The sequence below is a fragment of the Siminovitchia terrae genome (genome assembly GCF_003605405.2).
Lineage (GTDB): Bacteria > Bacillota > Bacilli > Bacillales > Bacillaceae_C > Siminovitchia > Siminovitchia terrae.
The window spans coordinates 90,656-106,365 of the sequence record NZ_QYTW02000005.1 but is presented as its reverse complement, the minus strand read 5'-3'; the positions used below and the strand labels follow the sequence as shown (position 1 = coordinate 106,365).

Here is a 15,710-nt window from a genome sequence, read left to right as displayed (position 1 = left end):
CTTGTTTTTAGGAAAATATACATTCAGGGGTATTGATGATGTTAAAAATTAAAAAGTTAAGTGACATTCCCATCAGGGATGCCTGCGAGGTCTGGAATCAAGGATTTGTTGATTATTATGTAAACATGCAAATGACCGTCAGCCAATTCACTTTTAGATTAGGGTGGGACGAGCTCTCTCCCGATTATTCTTTTATCGCTTATTATAATGGCCTTCCCGCTGGAATTATTTTGAATGGAATCAACGAATTGAATGAAAAAAGGGTGGCCTGGAACGGAGGTACTGCAGTGGCCTTTTCTTTCCGGGGCAAAGGGATTGCAAAAAAGCTAATGGAATCAACAGTGGCTCTATACAAACAGGAAAATGTCGATACTGCAAGCTTAGAAGCTTTCACCGTCAATGAGCGCGCCATTCGTCTATATGAGAGTTTTGGATACCGAGTGGCAGATGAATTGGTATTTTTGAAGAAAACAGAAAGTAAAGAAAATAACCCAGATAGTATGTTAGAAATGCCAGGTTATTCAATCCATCACGGACTCGCGCATGACATTCGAGAACTATCGTTCTATCAGCATGATGCCCCATGGAAGACACTATGGAATTTCATCCGCAATGGAGAATCAATCGTTATGAAGGATGAAAATGAGAAGGCGGCAGCGTATGCCTTGTTTCAAAAAAAGAATGGAAACATCATTCTTTATCAATGTGCGGCAGATGAAAGAAGACCAAACAAACCAGAGCTTTTTCAGTATTTGATAGATTATTTACAACAAACGGAGTCCCGCATTATATCAACTTATAATCTGCCGGGAAAAAATCAGTTCCTCATAAACATTTTAGAAAAAGCCGGATTTAAACAAGAATTTGCGGACCAAAAAGTTCCATTAAAACAAGTGTGGATGAAGAAAGAAATACCATAGTGCAAACTGTAAAGAAACTGCCCAGCAGCTGACTGGGGAGTTTTTTTTGCCTTCACCTTATGATCCCCCTACCTATTACCGTGCGCCCTCCCTAGTAGTTTAATTCTTTCTCCTACTTCCAATTTTTCATAAAATTAGATATTTCAGTATAACAATTTTATAAATATCTGGATGGGATTCCATTATTCCCCATAATTACCGTCACAAAAAATACAATACTAAGAACCTTTTGTGACAACGACGTTATAATTATTGTCTTTTTTTGTCGATAGGAATATTATTTTTTCGCATGGGATTTTCTTGAAGAGTTTTACAAAAATTTGAAGTTTATTACTATTCTCAAATACAATTCCACGCAATTCCGAATGAAATGAGGGGAGTATTCCGTGAAGACTAAATGGTTGCTTTTGTCACTTACCGTCTTGATTTCTTCCGTCCTTTCGGGGTGTGAAAATTCATTAATGATTTTTGATCCGAAAGGTCCGCAAGCAAAAACATTATCTGACACCATTCTGTTCTCTATCTTCATGATGATTGGTATTTTATTAGTCGTCTATATTTTGTATACTTACATGCTTTTAAAATATCGTTCATCCAAACTGGACAAAGACTATGAGCCTCCCCACGAAGAAGGCAGCAAATGGCTTGAAATCACTTGGACAGTCATTCCAATTCTCATTGTGATCGTACTATCCGTCGTTACTGTACGTACAACGGGGGATGTTGAGAAAGCACCGAAAGCTTACGCTGATGATAAGCCACTGGTTATATATGCATCTTCATCCAACTGGAAATGGCATTTCAGCTATCCCGAAGAACAAATCGAAACAGTAAACTATGTGAACCTTCCGATAAACAGACCAGTTGAATTCCGCTTATATTCTTACGGGCCAATTACAAGCTTTTGGATCCCTCAGCTTGCAGGTCAAAAATATGCGATGAGCGATATGGTGACAAGAATCCATCTCGTTGCAGAAACTCCCGGTTCATATATTGGGAAAAACTCAAACTTCAGCGGTGAAGGCTTTGCTCATATGGAATTTGAAGCTCAGGCAATGACTGATAAGGAATATCAGGACTGGATTCGCGATGTGAAGGATACAGCACCAAAACTGACAGAAAAAGAATTTGATAGTCTGTTAGCAACACCGCACGTTGGAAGAAAAACCTATATGTCAACACATCTAGATTTCAGGCCGGCTCCAGAGGGTAAAGACGCAGGCCATCATCATAACGATGCTGAAAAGAATACAGACTCTTCAGATGTACATGATCATATGCAACATGGACATGCTGCACACGAATCATAAGAACCTCAGCCATGAAACCCAATCTTGAAAGGGGATAAAATAATGAAATGGGATGAATTTTTCGTAACTGGCGAGCCGATGATCTACGCTTCAATGGTAGCCATCGCACTTGTTTCCATCGCAATTCCCGTTGCTCTCACCTATTTTAAAAAATGGGGATACCTTTGGCGGGAGTGGCTGACAACAGTCGATCATAAAAAAATCGGCGTTATGTATATTATTTCTGCTTTATTGATGCTTTTCCGCGGAGGAGTTGACGCTCTTTTAATGAGAGCTCAGACGGCCATCCCAGAAAACGGCCTTTTAGATGCACAACATTACAATGAAATATTCACAACACACGGGGTCATTATGATCCTGTTCATGGCGATGCCCTTTGTAATCGGGTTGATGAACGTTGTCGTTCCGCTTCAAATAGGAGCCCGCGACGTTGCTTTCCCGCGCTTGAATGCAGTCAGCTTTTGGCTCTTCTTTGCCGGAGCAATGCTGTTCAATATTTCTTTTATTATCGGGGGATCTCCTGATGCTGGTTGGACAGCCTATTTTCCTCTTTCCAGCCTTGAGTTCAGCCCAACTGTCGGAAACAACTATTATTCCTTGGCGCTCCAAATTTCCGGTATCGGTACTTTAATGACAGGAATCAACTTTATTGTCACCATTATTAAAATGCGTGCACCAGGCATGACATTGATGAAAATGCCGATGTTTAGTTGGTCAATTTTAATCACAAATGTCATCATCGTTTTCGCATTCCCTGTTTTGACCGTTGCGCTTGCATTAATGATGCTTGACCGTCAATTCGGAACTCAATTTTTTGCTATGCAAAATGGCGGAATGGACATGCTTTGGGCCAACTTGTTCTGGGTTTGGGGCCATCCTGAAGTTTATATCGTCATTTTGCCTGCTTTTGGTATTTACAGCGAAGTCATTTCCACTTTTGCTCGTAAAAACCTATATGGATACAAATCCATGGTGTTCAGCATGATTGCCATCTCCGTTCTTTCTTTTCTCGTATGGGTTCACCACTTCTATACGATGGGTCACGGAGTCATGGTCAATAGCGTATTCTCCATCACAACGATGGCCATTGCAGTGCCGACCGGGGTAAAAATATTCAACTGGCTCTTTACACTGCGAAAAGGAAAAATCAGCTTTACGACACCAATGCTGTATGCACTCGCCTTCATTCCGATTTTTACAATCGGCGGCGTAACCGGAGTTATGCTAGCCATGGCAAGTGCTGACTATCAATACCACAACACGATGTTTCTTGTTGCCCATTTCCATTACGTCTTGATTCCGGGTACTGTGTTTGCGGTAATTGCCGGATACCATTACTGGTTCCCGAAAGTGTTCGGATTCCGTTTGAATGAAAAGCTTGGAAAGCTTGCCTTCTGGTTTATTGCAATCAGCTTTAACGTTACGTTCTTCCCTCTCTTTATACTGGGATTGAACGGAATGACAAGAAGGATGTATACCTATTCTGCAAGCACCGGCTTTGGACCGCTGAATATGCTGTCCGCTATTGGCGCGTGCGGTCTCGCAATCGGGTTTATCCTGCTTGTCTATAACATTTACTACAGTGTCCGCTATAGTCCAAGAGATGAAACAGGCGACCCTTGGGATGCCAGATCTTTGGAATGGAGTACACACAGTCCAGTTCCGGTTTACAATTTTGCAAAAGTCCCTGAGATCCATAGATTGGATGAATTTTGGTTTGCCAAAAAAGAAAAGCGCTCATTAGCAGAAGGAGCATTTGAGCCGATCCACATGCCAAGCAATAATGGGCAGCCCTTCATTATGGGCGTGATCTTCTTTTTCCTTGGATTCTTCATGGTGTTCAGCTTGTGGATCCCGGCAATCATTTCAGGGATTGCCATTCTTGGCACTATGGCCTATCGCTCATTCGAGCGTGACCACGGCTATTATATATCAGTCGAAGAAATCAAAAAGACTGAAAACACGACGCGAGGTGAAGCAATGTGAAGATCGATCATTCAGTACCTCTTGAATACAGTACAGAAGAAAATCAATTGAAGGTTATCGGTTTTTGGGTTTTTCTTGGAGCAGAAATCGTCTTGTTCTCTACCCTGTTCGCCGTCTATTTCACCTTGCAAAACAATGTAGGAAACGGCCCCAGCGGCAGCCATATTTTCGAATTAACACCAGTCATGGTAGAAACAATTGTCCTGTTATCGAGCAGCTTTACGATTGGGCTCGGCATTCATGCCATGCGGCTCGGCTTAAAAAAAGCGATGTTGGCATTCTTTTCGATCACACTATTGTTAGGTCTTGTATTCCTTGGAGTGGAGATCACCGAGTTTGTCACGTACGTGCACGAAGGTGCAACAATGCAGACAAGTGCCTTCCTTTCAAGTCTCTTTACACTACTAGGAACGCATGGTGCCCACGTTACATTTGGCTTGCTATGGGGAATAGCCATTTTGATCCAGGTGAAAAAGCAGGGCTTTACACCTGAAACAGCCAACAAATCATTTATTTTCTCACTCTATTGGCACTTTCTTGACGTTGTCTGGATCTTCATATTCAGCTTCGTCTACCTGAAAGGAATGATGTAAGATGAAACAATTATTTCCCTTGCCACACGTGATGGGATTCGTCTTCTCACTCATCCTTTCACTTGTTGCCCTGGTTGTTGTCTTATTTGATATCCCCTTCAAAGCCGGAATGGCTATACTTGTTATAACCGCATTGATACAGGCAAGCCTGCAGCTATTCCTTTTCATGCATGTGAAGGAAAACGGCGACAGCAAAACACTTTACACAAATATCGGTTATGCGCTATTTGTTGGAGTCGTGACGATTTTTGGAACTCTGTTCGCCATGCTTTGGGGTTACAATATGATTTAAACAGTACTAGCCCGGCATTGTCCGGGCTTTTTTACATTCTGAATTACGAGATTGACTTCTCCTAAAAAAATTTGAACTCCCCTCCCCCTCCTGAATATCAGAATCTACCAAAATTATTTTTAAAATATGTCTAAAAATATTGTCTTTTCTAAATTATTCATGTATGATAGTCACTATAAAACGCTTACATAAATATAAAATATTAAAAGAAATCCTATCATTTTAATAAAAACAATCGAATGAATTACTGGAAATCGGAGACTTTATTGTTCAATCAATAAGGTTCCGAAGCAGTTATTGCCCTTCATTAAACCTTGTTGACCGAGGTTAAGGAAGCCGCAATTAAAAAGATGCATGTCGCCTCTTTTTTAATTGCGGCTTTTTTCGTTTCTAAAACAAAAACAACAATTCAAAGTTTGGAACATAAAGAGGTGATGGAACAAAATGAAACCAAAAGCTTCCCACCCCAAAGTCTACCTGCCCATTCTTTATTTACGAGGCTCTCCAACCTATTGTTATGCTCTCAATCACAATACCAAAGGAGGAATATTTAAATGAATAAGCATTTAGGTTTCTGGAAGCTGGGGACATTTGGCATGCAGCATGTTCTTGCCATGTATGGCGGGGCAGTCGTGGTCCCTTTGATCGTCGGTCCTGCAATCGGTTTAAACGAAGCAGAAGTTGCCTATTTAATCTCCATTGATTTATTCACTTGCGGATTAGCAACATTTTTACAGGTGATCGGGAATAAATTTTTCGGCATCCGAATGCCGATCGTCATGGGAGTTGCCTTTCAAGCTGTTGGACCTATGATCGCAATTGGTACAATGCAAGGTGTTCCCGCTATTTTCGGCGCGATTATTGCTGCAGGTGCCATCGTGATTTTTTTAGCTCAATTTATGGACAGGATCATCCCTTTTTTTCCTCCAGTGGTTACAGGCACAGTGGTCATCATAATCGGCACCTCCCTAATTGGCGCTGCGATGGGCAATATTACTGGACAACCTGATTCATCCGGTTACGGAAGCCTTACAAATCTATTATTAGCCGGGCTTACTCTGGTAATCATTGTCTTGCTAAACCGCTTCTTCCGAGGTTTCATGAGAGCTATTTCAATTTTAGCATCTTTGGTTATCGGTACCATCATCGCTGCTTTTATGGGACTTGTTGACTTTTCAAGTGTTGGTGAAGCTTCTTGGTTCCATATGGTTACTCCGTTTCGTTTCGGTCCCCCGGAATTCCATTTAAGCGCGATCCTTAGCATGGTTCTAGTTGGAATTGTCAGTATGATGGAAGCAACAGGAGTCTATTTTGCCCTGGCAGAAGTAATTGATAAAAAGTTAACTGGAAATGATATAAAGAAAGGATTGCGTGCAGAAGGACTTGCACAAATAATTGGCGGTATTTTTCAAGCTTTTCCTTATACGACATTTTCACAAAATGTCGGCCTCATTGCTTTAACAGGGGTCAAACAAAGAAGGGTAGTTGTAGCATCCGGTTGTATTCTAGTCATTCTTGGCCTTTTGCCAAAAGTGGCAGCCCTGACTCTAATTATTCCGGATCCTGTACTTGGAGGAGCAATGATTGCCATGTTTGGAATGGTCATGGCTTCCGGAATCCGCCAACTATCATCTGTTGACTTCCGAAGAACAGAAAATCAACTGGTCATTGCATTATCAGTCGGTCTTGGCTTAGGCGTATCCATCGCTCCCGATGTATTTGCTAATGTACCGCAAAATATTCGGATCCTTTTTGAAAACGGGATTGTGACAGGCGGATTCGCTGCTGTCGTGTTAAACCTTATATTAAATGGTGTCAGCAAAGGTGATGGAAGGGACATTAAATTGGATCATACATCTGATATTGCTTGAATGAAATGTCGGCAATGATGAACATGTCATTGTCGACATTTCATTCAAATGCGCCTTGGCGTATTTGCGCCCAGATTTTATCGAGCTCCGCTCGATAAATTTCCAATAAAAATCTGTGGAATCCGCCGGAGGCTTTAACTTTGTTCAGCCGGGGTTTGAACCCCGCTGAATGGAATACCAATATCCATTCATCTCACCACGTACAGAAGTGGGAGACTTCTGCTGAATGAAGTTAAACTAAAAATGCTGAAGGTTCTTGTTCCCTCTCTCCTACATTATTTCTGCTTATCAAAGAGCTACTGTTGGAATATGTCCTTTTGGACTCCTGAACGGTTCATTTTTGAAAAATCAATTCTTGTAAAAACTGCACTGGAAAGCATAAAACACAAGATTCCGAACGAAAGTACAATGACAAAGCTGATTTGAGGTGTGATAACAAAGCCGCTGACTTTAAACGCAAGCTGTTCCGCAATCAGTTCATCCGTTGTCAATGACATCTTTTCCAAAGTTAAAGTTCTGAAAAATGCGGCTGCATACGTCATCGGATTTAATAGAGCGATATATTGAAGACCGTTGGGGAGCAAGCTAAGCGGCACATAGACTCCGCATAAAAAAGTGATAGGTGTTGTAACAGCCATGGTAACAATTTGGAATGTCTGGGAATTCTTCACTGATGCAGCTAAAAGTAAACCGAAAGAAGAAAATACGAACCCTACAAATATCATAGATACAACGACTGCGATGGGAGTTAAAATAGAATTGTATTTCAGGCCAATAAAATAACCGACGATGAGAATTAGAAATCCTTGAATGGTAGCTACAGTTGTGGAAGACAATATTTGGCCGGCAGCGATCTGGATTCTTTTTACAGGGCTGACAAGCACTTCTTTCATATAGCCCGAAACAATATCTTCAATCGTAGACGTGGCAATATTCAATGATGTTTGAAAAACAACGATGATCACGATTCCTGACAAAACATAATGAACCGGATTGCTGATGAAAGCACTTTTGAAAATGGTGCTCAGCAAATACAAATAGAAAAATGGCATAATCAGAATCAATACCAGTTGCGTACGATTCCTGAAAAACAATTTTATATTTCTTAACCATAACGCCAAAACGATGCGCACCGTTAATTCCCCCTTATATCCCTTCCTGTAATCTCTAGAAATACATCGTTCAATGTTCCTTTCTTAATCTCCAAATCTGTGATAAAGGGCCGATGGACCGTCAAAGTCATTAAAAGATTCGTAAGCTCATTAAATTCAACAGTAAAATGATTTTCCTCTCTTTTAAATGTTAGTTGATGCTGTTTCAACACTGTTTCCAGTTCTTGTGGATTAGCGCTTTCTATGTGAGCTTTGTCTTTTGTATACTGCCGCTTCAATCCGTACGGAGTGTCAAGTGCGATAATTTTACCATTGTCCATTACCGCCACTTTATGGCAAATTTCAGCCTCATCCATATAATGTGTTGTTAAAAAGATCGTTATCTTCTTTTCCTTTTGGAGCTTGATAATATATTCCCAAATTTTCGCTCTTGTTTGCGGATCAAGCCCTGCGGTTGGCTCATCTAAAAACAATACTTTCGGAAAATGCAGAAGACTTCTCGCTATTTCTACGCGTCTTTTCATGCCTCCCGATAAACTGCTGACCATTGCCTTTTTCCAATCTAACAAATCGACGATTTCCAAGACAAAGTCAATCCGATCAGAAATCAGTGATCTTGGCAAATTGTAAAAATGGCAATGCATTTTCAAATTCTCTTCAACTGTCATTTTTTGATCAAGTGTAGACTCCTGAAAAACAACACCGATGGCACTTCTAACAGCATTTTGACTGCTGACATCTGTCCCATCTATTAGAAGATCTCCAGAAGTCTTTTCAAAAATTGTGCAAAGTGTATTGATGGTTGTGCTTTTCCCGGCTCCGTTTGGCCCCAAAAAAGCGAAGATGCTGCCGCTTTCCACTTCAAATGAAACATGGTCAACCGCCGTATAATTTCCATATTTTTTCACAAAGTCTTTGACGACAATCATATTCTCCATCCATATCACCTTGATTTGTTTTTTAGAAATCCCAATACGTTATAAACTTTATTAAAAGCGCTGCCTATATCTTTTGAACTTGATAATTCATTCGCTAAAACTTCTTCAAAAGCATCCAATACTTTTTGACAATCCTCGGTATTAACACCTGATTTCTCTGATACTTTGGCAATCATTTCCGAATTATTCATTTGGTTTTCTCTCCTTTTCGTTGTCATACATTCCAAGGATGTAGGCAAAGCTACCTTTTTCAGCACCCAAAGTGGTCTCAATGATGTGAGTCAATGCCGTGGCCTTTTGCATGATTTCTTGATGCTCCCATTGAAAAATACCTTCATCAAGCAAAAACTGGGAAGATGCCAATAAAAATTCAACCGTTTCTTTTGGAAAAGGGGTTTTGAAAACCCCTTCTTCAATCCCCTGTTCAATCACTTCAGTAAGAACCGGGGTCAATTGAAGGATCGTTTCCACCAGACTTTTCTGATGCATTTCTGCATTGTTCACTTGGTGAAGCTCCTCGATCATTTGTCCTTTTTGCCCATCATCTGCTCTTTGTCCCACGATGATTTGGAACAGCTTTTCAGGTGCCTTCAGGTTGGGATCCGCAGCGACCGCCTTTGCCGCTTCTACCCCCTTATCAATGAATCGCATGACGATTGCGTCCATCACCTCTTCTTTTGATTGAAAATAATAATAAAAGGTACCTTTTGCGATGCCTACTTTGCTGAGAATGTCATTAACAGTGGTTGCCGAATAACCTTTTGTGGTAAATAGCATCTCAGCTGCGTCTAATATTTCAGTTTTTCGATCTTCTGGATTTTTTGAGATTCTCATAAATGAAAATACCTCCATTATTATAGACCGACCGTCGGTCTATAATAAACTTAACATGAGATAAATTGGAAAGTCAATACTCATTTTCATAAAAACACAAACCTCTGGGAAATTTCGTACTAAAACATTTTTTTATTGATAAAGCCGGACATCCTGTCAAATGTCAGCTGTGCCGATTGTTTGTTGAAGACCGGAGAAAACGGATCACTGAAACCATGTTCCCCTTTGACTGTATGTATTTCGATATATTTTTCCTGCAAGTACACAATTAATTCGGACACATTGAAAGAGTGCTCTTGTTCCGGAAAAAACAACAGTGTTGGACAAGTCGGGGATATTTGTTTGTAATCTCTAATTCGTGAACCATAATATCCCACAATACCATTGAGCCCTTTTTCTTGGCTGCATAACCAGGCGATGGTGGCACCAACGCTAAACCCGACAATAAATATTCGGTTGTACTCAGCCTTCATTTCACGAAAAGCATCCTTCACTTTATTGAATGCATACATGAAACCAACATGATCCATGAAGTATCGATAGGCTTCTGCTTCCTGGGCATAGTCAAAAGATATGCCTTGTTTATATAAATTGGGGCAAATGACATCAAGGCTTTCTTGTGATAACATTTCACAAAACCACTTCATATGATCATTGATTCCGTAAATTTCATGAACAACAATAATTAACGTATCTGAATAATTATTTATGCGTATCATTCCGCACCTCGACAATAAGGACATTAATCTTAATATTTTTCATCAATTCCGAAGGCCATTTAGCCTGCATTATTTCATCTTTTGGCAGTAACTCTTTAATCGCTTCATATCAATGATTATTGGTAGTTCCTAAGTTTATATAACTTCTTTTGCATAAATAAAAGCACCTAGTGTAAAGTTACAATAAGGTTATAAAATTTTTTCACCCAAACACATAAAACCCCGTCCTCATGGGAACGGGGTAAAAATAAAGATGTTAAATGTAATTACTTCATTGCACATCAAATGCGCCTTGGCGTATTTGCGCCCAGATTTTATCGAGCTTCGCCCGATAAATTTCCTCTGAAAATCTGTGGCATCCGCCAGAGGCTTTAACTTTATTCAGCCGGGGTTTGAACCCCCACCGAATGGAATACCAATATGCATTCATCTCACCACTTATAGAAGTGGGAGACTTCTGCTGAATGAAGTTAAAATTTAACAATAAAGTCGTTTAAATCTTAGCGTTATTCCATAATAGCGCCCTATAACGGAATAACTTAGAAGATTTTTAGTTTGATTCAATACCTAACTCATTCATAATGTGGTCAACTGTTTCATGCGGTTGTTCTACACTATTATCAATCCATAATCCAATATGCGGAGTAGTTTTTAAAAACTCTTTACACAAATTATCAACGTCAAAGCCGATATAACCAGCCTTGCCTCTATTATGTTCTCTTTCTCGGATAACGTCAGCAGTAGGAGTTAATACAATAGTTTCCACTTTCTCAGGAGCCATTAATTCAAGAATATACGGAAGTTTTTCACCATAGTAATTATCTTGTACAATAACAGTAAAACCTGCGTTACTGTATCCTTTTGCAACTTCTGCTGTTAATTGATAGCGCAAATTCAGCTGAAATTCGGCTTCTTCACTAGGATTTTCGCTCATTTCTTCTCGGCCAGAAGCAATCATTTTACGAAAAACATCCCCACGTAAGTGTACTGACCTCTTGAATTTTTTTGCCATCAATTCTGCTACAGTAGATTTACCACTTGCCATCGGTCCTGTAATTAAATAAATCACTGAAATCCCTCCATTGTAGCTTTGGAATAAAGTTTAATCAAATTAAAAGAATCCGTTTTGAAAAATGATCAAAATGGATTCTTCTCTTATGAATTAGTATACATTTTTTATAAAAAAGTTTGATCAATTTCATCCTATGATCTTCCGCAATCGCGCCCTTTGCTTGAATAACTATGTAGAAATATTTATTACCAATAACCTATAAAGTTAATTAAGTTAGCTTTATATAGCGTTTGAACAAATATCTTATTCTTTAACTTTTAATCCCAACATTGCGGCAAATCCAATTGCTTGTTGGGGAGAAACCTCGCATCCATCTAAATCTTCCAAGGATACGCTAATTCTTTCAAACGTTGAACTACTAATATCAATCCCTTTAAGTGATGTCCCAGAAAAATTCACGTCATTTATATCACATTGATGGAACCCAACTTTTTTAAATTTGCATTCATAGTAATCAGCATTTTGCAAAGAACAATTAACAAACTTCACTTGCTTTAAACTACCGTAACCATACGAACTCAGATTCAAAATACAGTTCTCAAAAAGTACATTTCCTAAACCAGCATCTGAAAGATTTATTCCTAACATTTTTGATTCTTTAAATTCTACTCTGTGAATAATCGCTTCCATAAAATCGGCATTGGACAAATCACAGTTTTCAAAAATAACATCTGTTAACTCAATATTTTTAAAAGATATATCATTAAATTTTACATTTTTAAAAATAACTTGTGAGAATTCAATTTTATCCATTTTTTCTCTATCAACAGAGCAATTCGATATTATACATTTGTCTAGATAGGGTTCATCCCTATAATATATTTCTTGAAAGTTTGCAGACGGTAAATTATGAGGGATTTTTGGTTTTTCAATTTTTATTTTTGACATATTATTCTCCTTACCCAGATTTTTTAGAAACACTTGTTCTTATTTGATGATAACATAAAATAACTCTCCTTCAGACCGATAACTTTACTATCAATTATTTAAGAAAATAGCCCTATAGCTAAAGAAGGCACAATTCTTTTTAAAGAATTGCGCCCGATCGTATTATAAGGTCAGCCAGAAAATATTTCTGGTTAACCATTTTTTATATCGATATATGATAACGGTGGCCGGGGTAGAACGTTCGGGCCCGTGGGGCTAGGACCCCGTCCGCAAAACGGTTCGCTCCCTACTTATAGAAACATGTTTGAGGCTGGTTGGGACAATGATCTCGTATAACAAGCGAAGCTATGACACTATAAGGAGGATTTAGGGGTTACCGGCATTTATATTTTGGAAGGGGGAACTTTATGAATCCAGTCGTTGGTCTGGATGTAGCAAAAAGTGAAAGTTAGGTTCAAGCATCCTTGGAAAGAAACCCTACAAGAAAAGTTTCAAAGTAAAACGTACTCTAGATGGGTTACCGCATAAAGCTCCTTCACCCGTAAAATCTGTTGAATTTGTTGGAATGGATGCGCCGGATACGAGTAAAAAACGCTCAGCCATGTACAGCGATGCATCAGTTGTTGTGACATTAAAGGATGGTTCCCAAAAAACCGTTCCGATGGAATATAAATCCTTGGCCCGCCCGGGAGAAGTCATTAATGGAAAAACGGTCGGTGCAGCGTATGATGTAAATGGCCATGTGATAAAAGATAAAAATGGCAACCGATTGTATCCACAGCGCCAGACGCCAACACCTTACTGAGCGTGATAGTTTTGGATTAGCTTTTTGGTTTGGTACATTTTTTTAAACATAAGATGACAGCAGACTTGCGCTATGCAGGATTTAGAAGTGTTATCCAATAGTATACTCTGTCGCCATACAAAAACCGCCATTCATACGTAAACAATGAATGGCGGTTCTTCTTATATTTCCTATGCCCACAACCATTTCCAAATTTCTTTCATTGTGGCATTTTTTCCATACATGAGAATTCCTATTTTAAACACTTTTCCTGCTGCTTTCATCATCAGCCAAATCGTGGCAAAAAGAATGACTAACGCGATGACAATTTCAATCCAAGGCCATTCGTCCAACATAGAAAGGCGGATGATCCAAACAGCGGGTGATGTAATCGGGAAAAACGAGCCAATTTTAGCAATAACTCCGCTTGGGTCCGCCATAATAGGCCCAATAAAAATAAGCGGTAAAAATGGAAGCATCATGACCATACCTTGGAAATTGCTGGTCGCTGTCATGTCCTCTACTGTCGCACCAATTGCAACGAAGATTGCGGAAAACAATAGATATCCGGAAACAGCCAACACTAATAACAACATTGTTTCTGGAACTAATAAGTACTTCATCAACGGTAGCTCAAGCTTCCAGGCTACTAAAGGCAATCCAACTGCAAGCCACACTACAACTTGGGTAATACCTAAGACGAAATAGCCGATGATCTTTCCTTGCATTAATTCACCAGGAGTCACGGAAGACAAGATGATTTCAGCTACTTTCTCTTTCTTTTCCTGTGAAGCAGATGTGAAAATCATCATGCCAGTCATGACAATCGAAAACAATACGATTCCTGCAAACGCCCCTGGAATCACTCTTTTAAGAGGATCACCTTCATCCGTAACAGCTTCTTTATTTTCAATAGAGTTATCAAATTCCGCTTGCTGCACCGCGATGCCTTTCGCAATCATATTTTTCTGTTCCTCTGATAATCCGAGTCTATCAATTTGCAGCTGCCGTAAAGGAGCTTCCAGAATGTAAGCTTCATTTATAAAATCTTTTCCGACATCTTCACTCATATATATATTAATGGTCCCTTGATCCAACGTTTTTTCAGAAAGTGGAATATACACTGTTTTGTCAGTATCGGCAACTTGTTTCTTCATCTCAGACTTGCTTAAATCTGTTGAATGTAACTTCCAGTTTAAATCCTGCGACTCAATAATTGCCTTTACTTCATCCAAAACCCCTAACTCATCTGAAATAAAAACATCAATATCTTTGGAATCATCCCCACCACTAAATAATTGAGGAACGAAAAAGAAGAACATGAACAGAACGGGGGTTATTAATAGAGAGATAATGAACGATTTATTCATCATATTTCTTTTAATCTCCCATCTTGCCACTTTTAAACTATTACGCATTCACAACACTTCCTTCGTTTTCGACATGTTTATCCGTCGCTATATCGATAAAAATTTCATGGAGTGATATCCGATCAATGGAAAGCTCTTGAATATCCAATGTCTCAGGTAACTGTCTAAGCCAAAGTGGCACAACCACATCCTGAGTTAAATAAACCACGGAGACATCCTCTTTTTGCTCAACACGATTTACATGAGTAAGCCGCTCCAATTCAGAAATGTTATTTTTTCCTCGAATGGTACATTTAAAATTGGCATATTGATTTTTGACATCCTCCAACGTTCCATAAATCACTTTTTGACCGCGATGGATCATAAACAAGCGATCACATACTTCCTCGACCATATTCATTTGATGGGAAGATAATAATATCGCTGTCCCCTTACTCGCTAAATCTTTAATTTCATTTTTAAAAACTTCCTGACTAACTGGGTCTAGACCTGAAAAAGGTTCGTCTAAAATCAATAATTCCGGTTCATGAATAATCGATCCGATAAATTGTACCTTCTGCCCCATCCCTTTTGATAATTCTTCAACAGAGACTTTTTCTTTCCCTTCAAGTCCGAGTTTGGCTAAGTACTCAAGTGCTCGCTCCTTTGCCTTTTTAATCGGGTAATCCTTTAGTTCCGCTAAATATAAAATCATATCCATCACTTTGACATTTTTATATAATCCGCGTTCCTCCGGCAAATAGCCAATTTTATTACGAGGTATTTCACCGGCTGCATGGTTATGAAAATTTATGGTCCCTTCGTCTGGATACATAATTCCCATTATGTTTCTGATGGTCGTTGACTTTCCCGCTCCATTCGGACCAAGAATAGCCATGATCTCCCCTTTTTTTACGTTAAAGGAGATGTTCTGGATTATTTGAGTTTGCTTAAAAGACTTCCCTAGTTCTTCGACTGACAAAATTGTTTCCATCGCACCTTTTCACCTCTTCATCATTCTTAATATTAATATTTTGATTAA

Annotated in this window: 18 protein-coding genes; 7 read left to right on the top strand and 11 right to left on the bottom strand. The window is 39.2% G+C overall.

Going from position 1 to position 15,710, the window contains the following annotated elements; genetic code table 11:
* Nucleotides 1-38: 38 nt before the first annotated feature.
* The 6 genes from D5F11_RS07625 (at nt 39) to D5F11_RS07600 (ending at nt 6,972) form a co-directional block, all read left to right on the top strand.
* Nucleotides 39-920 (top strand): GNAT family N-acetyltransferase, encoded by an 882-nt coding sequence (locus tag D5F11_RS07625; protein WP_185830562.1) that lies wholly within the window; start codon nt 39-41, stop codon nt 918-920.
* A 386-nt stretch (nt 921-1,306) separates the two neighbouring features.
* Nucleotides 1,307-2,230: a cytochrome aa3 quinol oxidase subunit II gene (qoxA, locus tag D5F11_RS07620; RefSeq protein WP_120119316.1), complete on the top strand. Its 924-nt coding sequence runs from the start codon at nt 1,307-1,309 to the stop codon at nt 2,228-2,230.
* A gap of 42 nt (nt 2,231-2,272) precedes the next feature.
* A complete protein-coding gene (qoxB, locus tag D5F11_RS07615; RefSeq protein WP_120119317.1) occupies nt 2,273-4,216 on the top strand; it encodes a cytochrome aa3 quinol oxidase subunit I in 1,944 nt (647 codons plus the stop codon).
* On the top strand, nt 4,213-4,809 hold the full coding sequence (gene qoxC, locus D5F11_RS07610; RefSeq protein ID WP_120119318.1) for a cytochrome aa3 quinol oxidase subunit III: 597 nt from the start codon (nt 4,213-4,215) through the stop codon (nt 4,807-4,809). The genes qoxB and qoxC overlap by 4 nt, the downstream gene beginning before the upstream one ends.
* 1 nt (nt 4,810) lies before the next feature.
* On the top strand, nt 4,811-5,101 hold the full coding sequence (qoxD, locus tag D5F11_RS07605) for a cytochrome aa3 quinol oxidase subunit IV (RefSeq protein WP_120119319.1): 291 nt from the start codon (nt 4,811-4,813) through the stop codon (nt 5,099-5,101).
* Between the two features lie 554 nt (nt 5,102-5,655).
* Nucleotides 5,656-6,972 (top strand): nucleobase:cation symporter-2 family protein, encoded by a 1,317-nt coding sequence (locus D5F11_RS07600; RefSeq protein ID WP_120119321.1) that lies wholly within the window; start codon nt 5,656-5,658, stop codon nt 6,970-6,972.
* A 40-nt stretch (nt 6,973-7,012) separates the two neighbouring features.
* On the opposite strand, the gene D5F11_RS26145 is transcribed toward D5F11_RS07600, so the two are convergent.
* The 9 genes from D5F11_RS26145 to D5F11_RS07565 form a co-directional block, all read right to left on the bottom strand.
* On the bottom strand, nt 7,013-7,153 hold the full coding sequence (locus tag D5F11_RS26145) for a hypothetical protein (RefSeq protein ID WP_185830561.1): 141 nt from the start codon (nt 7,151-7,153) through the stop codon (nt 7,013-7,015).
* Nucleotides 7,154-7,268: 115 nt separating this feature from the next.
* Complete coding sequence (locus D5F11_RS07595; protein ID WP_120119322.1) at nt 7,269-8,105, bottom strand: ABC transporter permease; 837 nt, start codon at nt 8,103-8,105, stop codon at nt 7,269-7,271.
* Between the two features lie 2 nt (nt 8,106-8,107).
* Entirely contained in the window at nt 8,108-9,022 is a 915-nt protein-coding gene (locus tag D5F11_RS07590; RefSeq protein ID WP_120119323.1) for an ABC transporter ATP-binding protein, read from the bottom strand.
* 5 nt (nt 9,023-9,027) lie between these two features.
* Nucleotides 9,028-9,213 (bottom strand): HU family DNA-binding protein, encoded by a 186-nt coding sequence (locus D5F11_RS07585; RefSeq protein ID WP_120119324.1) that lies wholly within the window; start codon nt 9,211-9,213, stop codon nt 9,028-9,030.
* On the bottom strand, nt 9,206-9,856 hold the full coding sequence (locus tag D5F11_RS07580) for a TetR/AcrR family transcriptional regulator (protein WP_120119325.1): 651 nt from the start codon (nt 9,854-9,856) through the stop codon (nt 9,206-9,208). The genes D5F11_RS07585 and D5F11_RS07580 overlap by 8 nt, the downstream gene beginning before the upstream one ends.
* A gap of 119 nt (nt 9,857-9,975) precedes the next feature.
* On the bottom strand, nt 9,976-10,575 hold the full coding sequence (locus D5F11_RS07575; protein ID WP_120119326.1) for a dienelactone hydrolase family protein: 600 nt from the start codon (nt 10,573-10,575) through the stop codon (nt 9,976-9,978).
* A gap of 271 nt (nt 10,576-10,846) precedes the next feature.
* The gene (locus tag D5F11_RS26140; RefSeq protein WP_185830560.1) at nt 10,847-11,005 is read right to left on the bottom strand and encodes a hypothetical protein; all 159 of its coding nucleotides are present in this window, start codon (nt 11,003-11,005) and stop codon (nt 10,847-10,849) included.
* 120 nt (nt 11,006-11,125) lie between these two features.
* The gene (locus D5F11_RS07570; protein ID WP_245998133.1) at nt 11,126-11,644 is read right to left on the bottom strand and encodes an AAA family ATPase; all 519 of its coding nucleotides are present in this window, start codon (nt 11,642-11,644) and stop codon (nt 11,126-11,128) included.
* A 246-nt stretch (nt 11,645-11,890) separates the two neighbouring features.
* Complete coding sequence (locus tag D5F11_RS07565; protein WP_120117614.1) at nt 11,891-12,535, bottom strand: pentapeptide repeat-containing protein; 645 nt, start codon at nt 12,533-12,535, stop codon at nt 11,891-11,893.
* Between the two features lie 565 nt (nt 12,536-13,100).
* On the opposite strand from D5F11_RS07565, the gene D5F11_RS07560 reads away from it, so the two are divergent.
* Entirely contained in the window at nt 13,101-13,340 is a 240-nt protein-coding gene (locus D5F11_RS07560) for a hypothetical protein (protein WP_120117613.1), read from the top strand.
* A gap of 170 nt (nt 13,341-13,510) precedes the next feature.
* Here D5F11_RS07560 and D5F11_RS07555 read toward each other — a convergent pair whose 3' ends face one another.
* Together D5F11_RS07555 and D5F11_RS07550 are read right to left on the bottom strand one after the other, a co-directional pair.
* On the bottom strand, nt 13,511-14,737 hold the full coding sequence (locus D5F11_RS07555; protein WP_120117612.1) for an ABC transporter permease: 1,227 nt from the start codon (nt 14,735-14,737) through the stop codon (nt 13,511-13,513).
* A complete protein-coding gene (locus tag D5F11_RS07550; RefSeq protein WP_120117611.1) occupies nt 14,730-15,662 on the bottom strand; it encodes an ABC transporter ATP-binding protein in 933 nt (310 codons plus the stop codon). The genes D5F11_RS07555 and D5F11_RS07550 overlap by 8 nt, the downstream gene beginning before the upstream one ends.
* Nucleotides 15,663-15,710 lie beyond the last annotated feature (48 nt).

Coding starts and splice junctions, on each gene's coding strand:
- D5F11_RS07565 (WP_120117614.1), bottom strand. CDS start 12,535: ATGTCAAAAATAAAAATTGAAAAACCAAAAATCCCTCATAATTTACCG.
- D5F11_RS07585 (WP_120119324.1), bottom strand. CDS start 9,213: ATGAATAATTCGGAAATGATTGCCAAAGTATCAGAGAAATCAGGTGTT.
- D5F11_RS07560 (WP_120117613.1), top strand. CDS start 13,101: ATGGATGCGCCGGATACGAGTAAAAAACGCTCAGCCATGTACAGCGAT.
- D5F11_RS07590 (WP_120119323.1), bottom strand. CDS start 9,022: ATGGAGAATATGATTGTCGTCAAAGACTTTGTGAAAAAATATGGAAAT.
- D5F11_RS07550 (WP_120117611.1), bottom strand. CDS start 15,662: ATGGAAACAATTTTGTCAGTCGAAGAACTAGGGAAGTCTTTTAAGCAA.
- D5F11_RS07625 (WP_185830562.1), top strand. CDS start 39: ATGTTAAAAATTAAAAAGTTAAGTGACATTCCCATCAGGGATGCCTGC.
- D5F11_RS07575 (WP_120119326.1), bottom strand. CDS start 10,575: ATGATACGCATAAATAATTATTCAGATACGTTAATTATTGTTGTTCAT.
- D5F11_RS07600 (WP_120119321.1), top strand. CDS start 5,656: ATGAATAAGCATTTAGGTTTCTGGAAGCTGGGGACATTTGGCATGCAG.
- qoxD (WP_120119319.1), top strand. CDS start 4,811: ATGAAACAATTATTTCCCTTGCCACACGTGATGGGATTCGTCTTCTCA.
- D5F11_RS07580 (WP_120119325.1), bottom strand. CDS start 9,856: ATGAGAATCTCAAAAAATCCAGAAGATCGAAAAACTGAAATATTAGAC.
- D5F11_RS26140 (WP_185830560.1), bottom strand. CDS start 11,005: ATGAATGCATATTGGTATTCCATTCGGTGGGGGTTCAAACCCCGGCTG.
- D5F11_RS07555 (WP_120117612.1), bottom strand. CDS start 14,737: ATGCGTAATAGTTTAAAAGTGGCAAGATGGGAGATTAAAAGAAATATG.
- qoxB (WP_120119317.1), top strand. CDS start 2,273: ATGAAATGGGATGAATTTTTCGTAACTGGCGAGCCGATGATCTACGCT.